Source organism: Bradyrhizobium shewense, from assembly GCF_900094605.1.
Taxonomy (GTDB): domain Bacteria; phylum Pseudomonadota; class Alphaproteobacteria; order Rhizobiales; family Xanthobacteraceae; genus Bradyrhizobium; species Bradyrhizobium shewense.
Genome location: NZ_FMAI01000032.1, coordinates 1 through 13,303, shown reverse-complemented (window position 1 = coordinate 13,303; position 13,303 = coordinate 1). Strand labels below are relative to the sequence as shown.

The 13,303-nt window shown below is 64.0% G+C and carries 13 protein-coding genes; 9 read left to right on the top strand and 4 right to left on the bottom strand.

What is annotated here, in order from left to right; translation table 11 throughout:
- The first annotated feature begins 1 nt into the window (after position 1).
- From GA0061098_RS36870 to GA0061098_RS36850, 5 genes are all read left to right on the top strand, one after another.
- Complete coding sequence (locus GA0061098_RS36870) at positions 2–946, top strand: alpha-E domain-containing protein (protein ID WP_028141191.1); 945 nt, start codon at positions 2–4, stop codon at positions 944–946.
- 111 nt (positions 947–1,057) lie between these two features.
- Positions 1,058–1,906 (top strand): transglutaminase family protein, encoded by an 849-nt coding sequence (locus GA0061098_RS36865; protein WP_091966258.1) that lies wholly within the window; start codon positions 1,058–1,060, stop codon positions 1,904–1,906.
- 69 nt (positions 1,907–1,975) lie between these two features.
- Positions 1,976–2,383: a carboxymuconolactone decarboxylase family protein gene (locus tag GA0061098_RS36860; protein ID WP_091966257.1), complete on the top strand. Its 408-nt coding sequence runs from the start codon at positions 1,976–1,978 to the stop codon at positions 2,381–2,383.
- Positions 2,384–2,497: 114 nt separating this feature from the next.
- Complete coding sequence (locus GA0061098_RS36855; RefSeq protein ID WP_091966256.1) at positions 2,498–3,256, top strand: proteasome-type protease; 759 nt, start codon at positions 2,498–2,500, stop codon at positions 3,254–3,256.
- A 24-nt stretch (positions 3,257–3,280) separates the two neighbouring features.
- Entirely contained in the window at positions 3,281–4,039 is a 759-nt protein-coding gene (locus GA0061098_RS36850) for an SDR family oxidoreductase (protein ID WP_091966255.1), read from the top strand.
- Positions 4,040–4,194: 155 nt separating this feature from the next.
- On the opposite strand, the gene GA0061098_RS36845 is transcribed toward GA0061098_RS36850, so the two are convergent.
- Complete coding sequence (locus GA0061098_RS36845; RefSeq protein WP_091966301.1) at positions 4,195–5,433, bottom strand: MFS transporter; 1,239 nt, start codon at positions 5,431–5,433, stop codon at positions 4,195–4,197.
- A 160-nt stretch (positions 5,434–5,593) separates the two neighbouring features.
- On the opposite strand from GA0061098_RS36845, the gene GA0061098_RS36840 reads away from it, so the two are divergent.
- Complete coding sequence (locus tag GA0061098_RS36840) at positions 5,594–6,844, top strand: NupC/NupG family nucleoside CNT transporter (protein ID WP_091966254.1); 1,251 nt, start codon at positions 5,594–5,596, stop codon at positions 6,842–6,844.
- A gap of 23 nt (positions 6,845–6,867) precedes the next feature.
- Here GA0061098_RS36840 and GA0061098_RS36835 read toward each other — a convergent pair whose 3' ends face one another.
- The gene (locus GA0061098_RS36835) at positions 6,868–8,085 is read right to left on the bottom strand and encodes a rhomboid family intramembrane serine protease (protein ID WP_245323843.1); all 1,218 of its coding nucleotides are present in this window, start codon (positions 8,083–8,085) and stop codon (positions 6,868–6,870) included.
- 321 nt (positions 8,086–8,406) lie between these two features.
- Positions 8,407–8,934 carry a cupin domain-containing protein gene (locus GA0061098_RS36830; protein ID WP_091966253.1) on the bottom strand — a complete coding sequence of 176 codons (528 nt, stop codon included), beginning with the start codon at positions 8,932–8,934 and terminating at the stop codon, positions 8,407–8,409.
- Positions 8,935–9,151: 217 nt separating this feature from the next.
- Here GA0061098_RS36830 and GA0061098_RS36825 point away from each other — a divergent pair, with 217 nt between their 5' ends.
- Positions 9,152–11,281, top strand: coding sequence for an O-linked N-acetylglucosamine transferase, SPINDLY family protein (locus tag GA0061098_RS36825; protein ID WP_091966252.1), 2,130 nt, complete (start codon positions 9,152–9,154; stop codon positions 11,279–11,281).
- Positions 11,282–11,425: 144 nt separating this feature from the next.
- On the opposite strand, the gene GA0061098_RS36820 is transcribed toward GA0061098_RS36825, so the two are convergent.
- Complete coding sequence (locus GA0061098_RS36820; protein WP_028141201.1) at positions 11,426–11,713, bottom strand: usg protein; 288 nt, start codon at positions 11,711–11,713, stop codon at positions 11,426–11,428.
- A gap of 379 nt (positions 11,714–12,092) precedes the next feature.
- On the opposite strand from GA0061098_RS36820, the gene GA0061098_RS36815 reads away from it, so the two are divergent.
- Both GA0061098_RS36815 and groEL read left to right on the top strand, forming a co-directional pair.
- A complete protein-coding gene (locus GA0061098_RS36815) occupies positions 12,093–12,407 on the top strand; it encodes a co-chaperone GroES (protein WP_011088371.1) in 315 nt (104 codons plus the stop codon).
- A gap of 45 nt (positions 12,408–12,452) precedes the next feature.
- Positions 12,453–13,303: chaperonin GroEL (gene groEL / locus GA0061098_RS36810; protein ID WP_129591040.1), on the top strand; the 851-nt coding region annotated here is incomplete at its 3' end.

Below are 13,303 nucleotides of genomic sequence, written 5' to 3'. Positions count from 1 at the left end.
GATGCTGTCGCGTACCGCCGAAAACCTCTACTGGCTCGCCCGCTACGTCGAACGGGCCGAATATCTCGCGCGCACCATCGATGCGACGCTGCGCGTCACCGCGCTTCCCGCCGCCTATATCGGCAAGACCAATGAATGGGACTCGGCGCTGCTCACCGCCGGCGTCGCCGCCAGCTTCTATCAGACCTACGAGGAAGCCAACGAGCACAACGTCGTCGACTACCTATCGTTCTCCGTGGACAATCCATCCTCGATCAGGAACTGCATCGAGGCGGCGCGGCTGAACTCGCGCTCGGTCCGCACCGCGCTGACCAGCGAGATGTGGGACACCATCAACTCGGCCTGGATCGAGCTTCAGGCGGTCTGGAGCAAGGGCACCTCGACGCGCGAGGACCTCGCAAAATTCCTGCGCTTCGTGCAGGAGACCTCGCTGCGCTTCGACGGTTCGGCGTACCGGACCATGCTGCGCAACGACGCCTACTGGTTTTCACGGATGGGCGTGCATCTGGAGCGCGCCGACAACACCGCGCGAATTCTCGACGTGAAGTATCACGTGCTGCTGCCCGAGGAAGAGCATGTCGGCGGCCCGCTCGATTTCTATCAGTGGAGCTCGATCCTGCGCTCGGTCTCGGCGCTGACGGCCTATCACTGGGTCTATCGCGAGACGCTGAAGCCGTGGCTGATCGCGGATCTGCTCATCCTCAACGACACGCTGCCGCGATCGCTGGCCAGCTGCTACGGCAATCTCGTGCGCAACCTCGACCAGATCGGCGTCGCCTATGGCCGCCAGGGCCCGGCCCAGCGCCACGCCCGCGGCATCCGCAACCGGCTGGAACACAGCAATATGAACGACATTTTCCAGCATGGCGTGCATGAATTCATTCAGGAATTCATCACCGACAATTCCAGGCTGGGCGAAATCATCACGAAGCAGTATTTGATCTGATGAGCGCCGTCATTCCGGGATGGTCCGAAGGACCAGACCCGGAATCTCGAGGTTCCGGGCTCGATGCTGGCGCATCGCCCCGGAATGACGACGCAAGAACAACGGTTAGTCATGCGCCTGCGAATCCTGCACACCACGACCTATCGCTACGAGCCGGCGGCCACGAGCGTGATCCAGATCCTGCGCATGACGCCCGGCAGCCATGACGGGCAGTATGTGGCGGAATGGCAGATCGACGTCTCCACGGACACCAAGCTCGACACCCACGAGGACGCCTTCGGCAACGTCACCCATGTGCTGTCCTGCGGGCCCGTCGGCGACATCAAGATCACTGCCGAGGGCCTGATCGAGACTCACGACACCGGCGGCGTCCTGCGCGGCGCCGACGAGCGCTTTCCGGCCGGCATGTTCTTGCGCGCCACCGACCTCACCTCGGTCAATCCGGCGATGATGGCGGTCGCGCGCCAGTTGCGCAGCGAGGCCGAGAGCGACACGCTCGGCTTCCTGCATACGCTGATGACCGAGATCGGCGATCACATGACCTTCGACGAGGACCCGACCAACAGCGGAACCTCGGCGGCGGAGGCGTTCACGCTCAAGCGCGGGGTCTGCCAGGACTACGCGCACATCTTCATCGCCTGCGCCCGCACCGGCGGCGTACCGGCGCGCTTCGTCTCCGGCCACTTCCTGCGCTCGGACGGAACGGTGCATCAGGACGCCGGCCATGCCTGGGCTGAAGCCTACGTTCCCGATCTCGGCTGGGTCGGCTTCGATCCCGCCAACAGCATCTGCGCCACCGACGCCCATGTCCGCGTCGCGATCGGGCTCGACTATCTTGGCGCAGCCCCAGTGCGTGGCACCCGCTATGGCGGCGGCGCTGAGACGCTGGCCGTGGCCGTGAAGGTCGAGCAGGCCGGCCGCGGCGGGCCGTCGCAATCGCAATCCCAACGGCAGAGCTAGGCGCAGCCGTCCGAACGCATGGGTCGTGCTACACTCGCGGGGATCGAAGCTGCCCCCCGCGAGGTACCAATGGCCACTGTAAAACTGCTTTCGGACGATGAACTCACTCCTGAAGCGCGCGCCGTCTTCGACGATATCCGCAAGGTGCGAAAGTCGGACTTCGTCAACAATTTCTGGCGCGCGCTGGCACATGATCCGAAGACGCTGAGGCGGACCTGGGAGAGCATCAAGGAGGTGATGGCTCCCGGCGCGCTCGATCCCAAGGTCAAGGAAATGCTCTATGTCGCGGTTTCGATCGCGCATGGCTGCAGCTACTGCATTCACTCCCACACCGCCGCCGCGCGGGCCAAGGGCATGACCGAGGCCGAATATGCCGAGATGCTCGCCATCGTCGGCATGGCCGCGGAGACCAACCGGCTGGTCACGGCGCTCGGCGTACCCGTCGACGAGGCGTTTCTCGTCGATGCGGCGGATTGAGCGACAGAGCTAGCTGCCGCTCCCCGGAATGACGACCTTTCCATGGGAATCGGGGGTTGGACCGGCCCCCGAAATTGGCTAGTAATTCCGCGCAAACGCGTTCGGGGACTGGAAATGACCTATTGTTGCGGAATCCTGGTTCGGGACGGTCTGGTGATGATCGCCGACACCCGCACCAATGCCGGCCTCGACAACGTCTCGACCTTCCGCAAGCTGCACATCTTCTCCAAGCCCGGCGAGCGCATCATGGCGATCGCCAGCGCCGGCAACCTCGCCATCAGCCAGTCTGTGCTGTCCACGCTGACCGAAGGCCTGGAGGACCCCAACACGGGCGAGGTCGAGACGCTGATGAACGCGCCGACCATGTTCCAGGCCGCCCAGCGCATCGGCCGGGCGATCCGCGCGGTGCATGCGACCGAGGGCCCGGCGCTGAGATCCGAGGACGTCTCGTTCGACGTCTCATTCCTGTTCGGCGGCCAGATCAAGGGCGCGCGCATGCGCCTGTTCATGGTCTACACCGCCGGCAATTTCATCGAGTGCACCACCGATACGCCGTACTTGCAGATCGGCGAGCACAAATACGGCAAGCCCGTGCTCGACCGCGCCATGCATTACGACGTCGAGCTCTACGAGGCGCTGAAGACCGGCCTGATCTCGATGGATTCGACCATGCGCTCCAATCTCGGCGTCGGCCTGCCGATCGACGTGCTGGTGGTGCGCGCCGATGCCTGCGAGGCCGACCTCAATCATCGCATCGAAGCGGGCGAGCCTTATTTCCACGATCTGCGCTCGCGCTGGTCGGCGGCGCTGCGCGCGGCGCACCAGAACATTCCGCGGCCACCCTACAAGAACGAAAAAGAACCCAAAACCTGACAGCATGAGAAAAGGCAGGAAATAATGAGCGAAGCAAAGAAGATCGCAGTGGTGACCGGCGCCGGCACCGGTGTCGGACGCGCCGCGTCGCTGGCATTGATGAACACCGGCTTCACCGTGGTGCTGGTCGGGCGCCGACTCGACATGCTCGAGGAGACCGCAAAGCTCGGTCCCGCCGGCAAAAGCCTGTGCGTCACCGCCGACATGACCAAGCCGGATTCCATCGCCGCACTGTTCGACAAGGTGAAGGCGACCTATGGCCGGCTCGACGTGCTCTTCAACAATGCCGGCATGGGCGCCCCCGCCGTCAACTTCGAGGACCTCGGCCTCGAGCAGTGGCAGGCGGTGGTGAACACCAACCTCACCGGCCCCTTCCTGTGCACCCAGCACGCCTTCCGCATCATGAAGGACCAGACCCCGCGCGGCGGCCGCATCATCAACAACGGCTCGATCTCGGCGCATGCGCCGCGGCCGTTCTCGGCAGCCTACACCTCGACCAAGCACGCCATCACCGGCCTGACCAAGGCCAGCAACCTCGACGGCCGCCTGTACGACATCGCTGTCGGCCAGGTCGACATCGGCAACGCCGCGACCCCGATGACCGATCGCATGGTCAACGGCCCCGGCGTGCTGCAGCCGGACGGCACCACCAAGCACGAGCCGCGCATGGATGCGAAAGCGGTCGGCGATGCCGTGGCCTACATGGCCGGCCTGCCGCTCGATGCCAACGTGCTGACCATGACGGTCATGGCGACCAAGATGCCGTTCGTCGGACGGGGCTAGTCGCCGCTCTCGTGCCCCGGACGCGGCGCGGCATGCAATGACGCGCTGCTGAGCCGGGGCCCATGCCTCCGCGATCTCGTTCTTGGCCTTCTGGGTCCCGGCTCTGCGCCGCAACGCTAACGCGCTGCAGCTTGTCCGGGACACGAGACATTCCCCTACTCCAAACTCTCTACCTGCCGCAGGCTCGGAAACAGCTTCATCCAGAGCAGCGCCACCGCAACCGTGGCGACGCCGCCGAGCACGGCGGCCGGCATGGCGCCGAGCAGCGCGGCGGCCACACCGCTTTCGAACTGGCCGAGCTGGTTCGAGGCGTTGATGAAGAGGAAGTTGACCGCGCCGACCCGGCCGCGCATCTCGTCGGGCGTGGACAGCTGCACCAGCGAGAAGCGGATCACGACGCTGATCGTGTCGGCCGCACCGAGCACGGCGAGCGCGAGCACCGACAGCCACATCCAGGAGGACAGGGCGAACACGATGGTGGCGAGGCCGAACACGATCACGGCCTGGAACATGCGCAGGCCCACGTGCCTCGAGATGGCGTGACGTGCCAGCACCATGGTCATCAGGAGCGCACCGACCGCCGGCGCGGCACGGAGCACGCCGAGCCCGACCGGCCCGGTCTGCAGGATGTCACGGGCATAGATCGGCAGCAGCGCGGTGACGCCGCCGAACAGCACCGCGAACAGGTCGAGCGAGATGGTGCCGAGGATGGCCGGATTGCTGCGAATGAAGCGAACGCCGGCAAAGATGTTGTCCGAGTCCATCCCCTCCTTCGCGATCGCCTGCGGACGCGGCCGGATGAAGCCGGTCAGGATCATGCCGAAGATCCAGAACAGCACCATCATGGCATAGGCCAGATGCGGGGCGACCGCATAGGCGAAGCCGCCGAGCGCCGGCCCGGTGATGGTCGCGACCTGAGCCGCGCCGCTGGAGACGGCGGTGGCGCGCTGAAGCGAGCCCTGCGGCGCGATCAGCGGCAGCAGCGCCGCCGTGGTCGGGCTTTCGAACGCGCCGGCAATGCCGAGCACGAAGGTCGCGATGAAGATCTGGACTTCGCCGACCGCGCCGAGATAGGTGATGATTGCGAGATAGAGCGCGGTCGCAGCTTCAACGAGCTGGCAGAGCTGGACCACGCGCTTACGCTCATAGCGATCGGCGGCGTGGCCGGCAACGAACAGCAGGAGCGCCGTGGGCAGGAACTGCACGAGGCCGACCATGCCGAGGTCGAAGGCCGAGCCGGTGAGATCGTAGATTTGCCAGCCGATCGCGACCGCCGCGATCTGGCTGGAAAATCGCGAGAGGCTGCGCGAGAGCAGGAAGAACAGGAACGCGCGATGGGCGAGAAGCGCGCGGGCGCTGACCGGCGGATGTCCGGAATTTGGCTGCTCTGGCATCGCCTTTTGGGTCACCCTCGGACCGCTCTCCCTCTCACTGTCGAAGGCCCCCGCGTGGCCGAGGTGACCCCGCTTGTCAACAGTGGGGCGCTTCTGGCGGCTCCCGGCATTGCCTTTGCAGCGCCGGCACGGCCATAATCATTGAGGGTTTGGGGACATCATGCTGCGCTTGCAATCGGCACTCGGCATTTTCGCATTGCTGTTGATCGCCTTCGCATTGGCGGAGAATCGACGTGCCGTGTCGCTGCGGCAGGCGGCGATCGGCCTCGTCGCCACCTTCGTCACCGCGATCGTGCTCCTGAAGCTGCCGGTCGTCGCGCACGCCTTCGGCGCCATCAACGATGCGGTCGGTGCGATCTCGGCGGCCTCGCGCGCCGGCTCCGCCTTCGTGTTCGGCTATGTCGGCGGCGGCACCCTGCCCTTCGACGTCAAGGTGCCCGGCGCCGATTTCATCCTGGCTTTCCAGGCGCTGCCGATCGTGCTGGTCATGAGCGTGCTGACGACGCTGCTATTCTACTGGCGCGTGCTGCCGCCGATCGTGCGCGGCATGGCCTGGCTGCTGGAGCGGACGCTGGGCGTCGGAGGCGCGGTGGGCCTCTCGACCGCCGCCAATATCTTTCTCGGCATGGTCGAGGCGCCGCTGTTCGTGCGGCCGTATCTGAAGCAGATGACCCGCAGCGAATTGTTCCTGGTGATGACCGGCGGTATGGCGGGCATCGCCGGCACGGTGCTGGTGCTCTATGCGACGCTCCTTGCTCCTCTCATTCCCGACGCGGCTGCGCACTTCGTCATCGCCTCCGTGCTGGGCGCGCCGGCCGCGATCCTCGTCAGCCTGATCATGGTGCCTGAAACCTCCAACACGCGCACCGGCGGCACGCTCGAAGATCCGGAGATGGAAGTCTCCAGCACGATGGATGCGATCGTGAAAGGCACCAGCGCGGGGATCGAGCTGCTGATCAACATCGTCGCCATGCTGCTTGTGCTGGTGGCGTTGGTCTATCTCGTCAACACCATGCTCGGCCTGCTGCCGAATGTTGGCGGCACCGCGATCTCGTTACAGCGCCTGCTCGGTCTCGTGATGGCGCCGGTGTGCTGGCTGATGGGATTGCCATGGGATCAGGCGGTGACGGCCGGTAGCCTGATGGGCACCAAGACCGTGCTCAACGAATTGATCGCCTATGTCGACTTCTCGAAGCTGCCGGGCGATGCGCTCGATCCGCGCTCACGCCTGATCATGCTGTACGCAATGTGCGGCTTCGCCAACTTCGCCAGCCTCGGCATCATGATCGGCGGCTTGGGCGTGATGGCGCCGGAGCGACGCGAGGAGATCAACGCGCTCGGGCTGAAATCGATCGCATCGGGGACGCTGACGACCTGCTTGATGGGCGCGGTCGTGGGGGTCATCACGTGACCCGTGGCGATGCCGTAGCCCGGTCAACTGCACAATTTCGACTTCTGCAAGATGCGACGCACCTCGGCCAGCTTGGCACGGCAGGGCTCGACCGCCATGGCCTTCGCCTCGCTGGTTCGTCGCTGCGCCCACAGTAACACCGCCATCAAGCCCTGCGCGCCAGAGCGCACCGGCCCACCCGCCACATCTGAAGCGGCGAGCGACAGCGCGGTTCGCGCCTCCGTCTCGGCGGCACTGAGGTTCGCTTGTTCCAGGAAGAAGACCGCACGGAACACGTGGGCCCGCGCATCTTTTGGGTAGCGGGTGACGAGATCGAACGACCGGCTGACCATCTCGTCAGCCTTCGCCGGCACTTCCGACGCGCGGATATAATGCACGGCATCGGCCATGTAGGACGAATAATGGACAGCGGCGAAGCCGGCGCAGATCAGAGATCCGAGGGATGCTGCAAGCAACGTCATGCCGGCGCTCCGCGGCAGGCTGTCATAGGACCAGAAGGCGAGCCACGGCGTGATCGCAAGCGCGGCGCCGGCCACCGCACCGCCTGCATGGGCATAATAGTTGACATTGCCCGAGGCGCCGAAGGCCAGCGGCAGCAATGCGGGCACGCCGAAGAAGAGCGACGTCTTCAATCGCGATATGGTTTGATCGGCGTCCGCTTCGGAATCGAAGCTCGCGACGAACAGCGCGGCAATGAGCCCGGTAATGGCGCCGGACGCGCCGACACCCACCGTGCCGGGGCCATTGCCCAGCAGAGAGCCGACCTCACCCGCCACTGCACTGGCGACGAAGATCAGCGCAAACCAGCCACGGCCGATCAGAGACTCCAGCCTGACGCCAACGATGAACAACCCAACGCAGTTGCTGATGAGGTGCCACCCGCTACCGTGCAGCAGCGGCGCAAGGCCAATCCTCCACCACTCTCCTCGTCCGACAACGAGATCGTAACCGGAGGCGCCCTGAGCGATCAGCGAGCGGACATCGAGGTCACCGTCCCGCGCAACGTCGATGGCCAGACTGCGTTGCAGGGCGAAGATCAGGAGCAGACCGAAAATCAGGCCAATGGTGAGAAAAGGGATATCGGCCAGAAGCTTGTTGTCGCCAAAAAGTGTCCCCTCACTAGGCAAGGCCTGAGCGGGGTCGCGCACGATCTCCCGAACGATCGGCGCGGCGACGGGTTGAAACGACGCTCTTGAGGGCGGCGCCACAACGCCGCGTCGGCCAAAAGTGTTGGTCGCCATGAAAGCACTCCCGCGTTTTCACAGCTTTGAGTTGACGGGGGAGGTATTTTCGACTGGTTAGCGCCCGCCCTGCAGGGCAGCTGAAACCATCCGACTGGTAAGTGCCCGGTTTCGCAGATCGGGTGCTTTTTAGCGATCGTGACGGGAACGCTGACGACGTGTGATGGGCGGCGGTGGGGGCTGGAGTAGCGACGGTCCTGTAGCCCGGATGGAGCACAGCGCAATCCGGGAAGGTCTGCGTCGTCGCAGGCGGCCCCGGATTACGCTTCGCTCCATCCGGGCCACGAACCGTCATAGCAATGACGAAGGAGAGAGATCTGCCTACGCCTTCAACTCCACCGTCTTGAATTCCGCCGGCAGGATCACCTCCAGCAGTTCGACGTCGTCCGAATAATCCAGGATCATGTGCTTGATCTTCGGCGGCTGGGTCCAGGCGCTGCCTTCCTTCATCAAGGTCTCGCCTTGCCCGTCCATATAGGTCTTCACCCAGCCCTTGAGCACGTAGACCATCTGGAAGTCGACGTCGTGAAAATGCAGCTTTGACACCTCGGCCGGATCGCAAGGACCTTGCAGCCGGATCACGTGCGCTTGCGCGAGGCCGCGGCTTGCGTCGGCGATGCCGAGATCGCGGTATTTCGCGTAAGCGCGCAGGCCATCGGCCTTGAAGTCTTCCTCGCGGTGATGGCTGATCGCGATGCGCTGCCTGGGACGTGCGGGCTTCTTCGGTACGGCAGTGCGAGCCTTTGCCTTCACCGCCTTGCGGGCCGAGGATCGCGCCGGCGCCTTGGCGCCGCTCCGCTTCTTCACCGCGGTCTTCGTTGCGGATCTTGATGCCTTTTGCTTGGCCATTGTCTGCCTCCCTGATCTGAGCCGCGCCCGGACGGGTACAACCCGAAGGACAGATTATCCAGTCCTGGATGAGGCGGCAATTGCCGAGCGCAAGGCTGGCGGCTCGATGAGCCGATCGGTCGTAGCTTGTCCCAGGCTGTCGTGGCGAGCGGCCGTCGTCTCGTATTCGTTCTCTCGCTGAATTAATCTCGAAGAGAGATTCTGGGGGAATGAATTCATGGGCAACAGCGTAGGTCAGCGTGCATTTCAAAATGCCCGGCTGCAGAAACGGCAAAAGGCCGAAGTGCTGCCGTTGCTCGGGCACGCGCTCCAGCTACACAAGATGGGGCTTCTCCCCGAGGCCCAGGCTGCCTATCGCCAAATCCTGCAGCTCGCGCCCAACCAATTTATGGCGCTGCACATGCTCGGCGCTTTGGAGTCTGATGCCAAAAACTTTCAGCAAGCCGAGATCCTGCTGAGCCGGGCGGTCGCCGTGGATCCGCAATCTGCCGATGCTCATATGAGGCTGGGCGTCGCGCTCAACGGGCTGCGGCGTCACGACGAGGCCTGCGCGAGCTATCGAAAGGCCCTCGCCTTGCGGCCCAACCACGCCGCAACCCTCTCCAATCTCGGTAACGCGAGCGTGGCCCTCGATCTTCACGAGGAGGCGCTCCATAGCTACGACAAGGCGATCGCACTCGACGCAAATCTTGCCGAAGCCCACAACGGCCGGGGGTGGGCGCTGTGCCGTCAGCGCAATTATGACGAGGCCATCGCAAGCTTGAACCACGCGCTGTCGATCAAGCCCGACTATGCCGCGGCGCTGGCGAACCGTGCCACGGCTTTACGGGAACTTCAGCGATTTGACGAAGCGCTGGCAGACGGCAATCAGGCAATTGCGCTGGCACCCGACGACGCGAATGGGTGGCTCGCGCGGGCCAGTGTCCTGCTCCAGATCCAGCAAATTGCCCACGCATCCCACGACTGCGAGCAGGCGCTCGCGATCGATCCCGATTCCATTCAAGCTCACCTGGTGCTGGGCCTTTGCCTCGCCGGTCTTGGCCGGGTCGACGAAGCCCTCGCCAGTTTCGACAGAGCCCTCGACATCCAGCCTGACCTGCAGAGCGCGATCTCCAACAAGATATTCACGCTCGATTTTGCGGGGGACGCCACCGTCGAACGGCATCAGCAGGCGCGCCAGGTGTGGTGGGAGCGTGTCGGCGCGAAAATCGCTTCAGGAGCGGCGGGACCGCATGACAACAGCCGCGATCCGGATCGCCGTCTGGTGCTCGGCTATGTCTCGTCGGATTTCAACGCGCATTCGGCCGCGTTGATTTTCAAGCCGGTCCTCCAACACCATGACCGGGCACAGTTCGAGGTCGTGTGCTACGCCTGCTCGTCGAAAGTGGATGCGACGACCAGCGAATTTCAGGAGACCGCCGATCGCTGGCGCGACGCCTCGCAATGGACCGAAGATCGCCTCGCCGCCGAGATCCGCGCCGACGGCATCGACATCCTGATCGATCTGTCCGGCCATACCAGAGGGAACCGCCTCGGCGTGTTTGCGCGCAAGCCAGCACCGGTCCAGGTGCACGGCTGGGGCCACGGCACGGGCACCGGGCTGCCGACGATCGATTATCTGTTCTCGGACCCGGTCGCGATTCCCCTAGAAGTTCGGCATCTCTTTGCCGAGACCGTTGTCGACCTGCCATGCTTCGTGACGCTGGCGTCGCTGCCGACCGAGATTCCGCGGGCACCAACGCCAGCGATCTCGAACGGGTTCGTCACCTTCGGCGTCTTCAACCGCATCAGCAAGATTTCGGACGAGGCTGCGCAAGTCTGGTCCAGGATTCTCGAGCGGGTGCCGGGTTCGCGACTGCTGGTCAAGGATGTTGCGCTGGACGACCAACTGGTCCGCGAGAACTTGCTGGCGCGGTTCGCGGCTTGCGGATTGCCGGCCGAACGCGTCGATTTGCTCGGCGCCACCTCGCGAAGCGAACATCTGGCATCGTTCAATCGCGTCGATATCTGCCTCGACCCGTTCCCGCAAAATGGCGGCGTCAGCACATGGGAAGCCTTGCAGATGGGCGTGCCGGTGGTGGCGAAGCTCGGCAACAGCCTGCCCAGCCGTGCTGCCGGCTCCATCCTCACCGCACTCGGCCTGCCGGACTGGGTCACGGACAGTCATGAGGCGTATATCGAAATCGCGACGAGCCGAGGTTCTGAGATCAGCGAGCTCGACAGGTTGCGCCGCGAACTGCCCGACAAGATCCGGTCCGCAGCCGCCAGCAACCCCGTCTCATACGGGCGAGCGGTCGACGAGGCCTATCGCGCGATGTGGAGACGCTATTGCAGCGACGGCGCCTGATCGCCCCTCAGGCGATCCCGGGAATAGTGCGTTCGTCCGACGAGCTGCAACGGAGAGCGTGCCTACCTTCCGCGCGCGATCATGGAGAGATGGTGGGCACGGCGCTTAAGCGCCTTTGCCCACCCTACGAGACCGGTGTTCGTCTCAATGCAGCCGGAACACGCCATCCACGGCGCGCAGTTCGGCCGGCTTGATCAGCTTGGAGTGCGCGACGGTGACCGAATGGAGGGGACCGTCGAGCTTTTCCTGCCAGAAGGCCAGGAAATCCTTCAGCGCCGGGAATTTCGGAAACATGTCGTAGTTCTGCCAGACGTAGGTCTGGAGCAGCGAGGGATGATCCGGCATCCGGTAGAGGATTTGCGCCGTCGTCAGCCCGTAACCTAAAAGCTGTTTCCGAAAGTCCTCGGAAACGCCCCCACTCCGCACGCCCATGCCAACCTCCTTTGCAGGAGCGCATTCAAGGGGCGGCCTGGTCGGTGTGCGCCTTACGAGCCACCCGGTACTGATGCGCTCACATGAGAGAAATGTGACGTAAACTGACAACCCATCTCAAGCCCAAAAGTTTAACAAGCTGTTGAAATTCAATGCGTTAGCAGCAGAGGCGGCACCGTGCTAATACGGGCCCGGCCTCGGTTAACGATGGAAAAGAGATTCTGGCAGTCCGCGCTTCCGGGTGCTGATTTTTCTGCTAGAAGCCCTTGCTCCCGCAAAATTCCTGTCCTATTTCAGCTTCGCTCGTGCTAGCACTCGCGGGCATCGACTGCTAACATCCCTTGAAACATCAATCTGAGCAAATCCTTAGGAGGACTGCATGAAATTCCGTCCGCTTCACGACCGCGTCGTGGTCAAGCGCATCGACGCAGAAGAGAAGACCGCTGGCGGCATCATCATTCCCGACACGGCCAAGGAAAAGCCCTCGCAGGGCGAAGTCGTCGCCGTCGGCCCCGGTGGCCGCGACGAAGCCGGCAAGCTGATCCCGATCGACCTGAAGGTCGGCGACCGCGTGCTGTTCGGCAAGTGGTCTGGCACCGAAGTCAAGATCGACAGCGTCGATCTGCTGATCATGAAGGAAAGCGACATCATGGGCGTTCTCGACGTCCCCGCTTCCAAGAAGAAGGCGGCCTAAGAGCCTCTTTCCCTCCAGTCAAACATTATCCAAGGAAAATTCCAGATGGCAGCCAAAGAAGTCAAATTCTCGGTTGAAGCGCGCGACAAGATGCTGCGCGGCGTCGACGTTCTCGCCAACGCGGTGAAGGTCACGCTCGGCCCGAAGGGTCGCAACGTCGTGCTCGACAAGTCGTTCGGCGCTCCCCGCATCACCAAGGACGGCGTCACCGTCGCCAAGGAGATCGAGCTCGAGGACAAGTTCGAGAACATGGGCGCGCAGATGGTGCGCGAAGTCGCCTCCAAGTCCGCTGACGCGGCCGGCGACGGCACCACCACCGCCACCGTGCTGGCCCAGGCGATCGTGAAGGAAGGCGCCAAGTCGGTTGCCGCCGGCATGAACCCGATGGACCTGAAGCGCGGTATCGACCTCGCGGTCGAAGCCGTGGTTGCGGACCTCCAGAAGAACTCCAAGAAGGTCACCTCGAACGACGAGATCGCCCAGGTCGGCACCATCTCGGCGAACGGCGACCAGGAGATCGGCAAGTTCCTCTCCGACGCCATGAAGAAGGTCGGCAACGAGGGTGTCATCACCGTCGAGGAAGCCAAGTCGCTCGAGACCGAGCTCGACGTCGTCGAGGGCATGCAGTTCGACCGCGGCTACATCTCGCCCTACTTCGTCACCAACGCCGACAAGATGCGCGTTGAGATGGACGACGCCTACATCCTCATCAACGAGAAGAAGCTCTCCTCGCTGAACGAGCTGCTGCCGCTGCTCGAGGCCGTTGTGCAGACCGGCAAGCCGCTGGTGATCGTCGCCGAGGACGTCGAAGGCGAAGCCCTCGCGACCCTGGTCGTGAACCGCCTGCGCGGCGGCCTGAAGGTCGCGGCCGTCAAGGCTCCGGGCTTCGGCGATCG

Excerpts from the sequence above, each read along its gene's own strand:
- GA0061098_RS36870 (WP_028141191.1), top strand. The coding sequence starts at position 2 with ATGCTGTCGCGTACCGCCGAAAACCTCTACTGGCTCGCCCGCTACGTC.
- GA0061098_RS36865 (WP_091966258.1), top strand. The coding sequence starts at position 1,058 with ATGCGCCTGCGAATCCTGCACACCACGACCTATCGCTACGAGCCGGCG.
- GA0061098_RS36860 (WP_091966257.1), top strand. The coding sequence starts at position 1,976 with ATGGCCACTGTAAAACTGCTTTCGGACGATGAACTCACTCCTGAAGCG.
- GA0061098_RS36855 (WP_091966256.1), top strand. The coding sequence starts at position 2,498 with ATGACCTATTGTTGCGGAATCCTGGTTCGGGACGGTCTGGTGATGATC.
- GA0061098_RS36850 (WP_091966255.1), top strand. The coding sequence starts at position 3,281 with ATGAGCGAAGCAAAGAAGATCGCAGTGGTGACCGGCGCCGGCACCGGT.
- GA0061098_RS36845 (WP_091966301.1), bottom strand. The coding sequence starts at position 5,433 with ATGCCAGAGCAGCCAAATTCCGGACATCCGCCGGTCAGCGCCCGCGCG.
- GA0061098_RS36840 (WP_091966254.1), top strand. The coding sequence starts at position 5,594 with ATGCTGCGCTTGCAATCGGCACTCGGCATTTTCGCATTGCTGTTGATC.
- GA0061098_RS36835 (WP_245323843.1), bottom strand. The coding sequence starts at position 8,085 with ATGGCGACCAACACTTTTGGCCGACGCGGCGTTGTGGCGCCGCCCTCA.
- GA0061098_RS36830 (WP_091966253.1), bottom strand. The coding sequence starts at position 8,934 with ATGGCCAAGCAAAAGGCATCAAGATCCGCAACGAAGACCGCGGTGAAG.
- GA0061098_RS36825 (WP_091966252.1), top strand. The coding sequence starts at position 9,152 with ATGGGCAACAGCGTAGGTCAGCGTGCATTTCAAAATGCCCGGCTGCAG.
- GA0061098_RS36820 (WP_028141201.1), bottom strand. The coding sequence starts at position 11,713 with ATGGGCGTGCGGAGTGGGGGCGTTTCCGAGGACTTTCGGAAACAGCTT.
- GA0061098_RS36815 (WP_011088371.1), top strand. The coding sequence starts at position 12,093 with ATGAAATTCCGTCCGCTTCACGACCGCGTCGTGGTCAAGCGCATCGAC.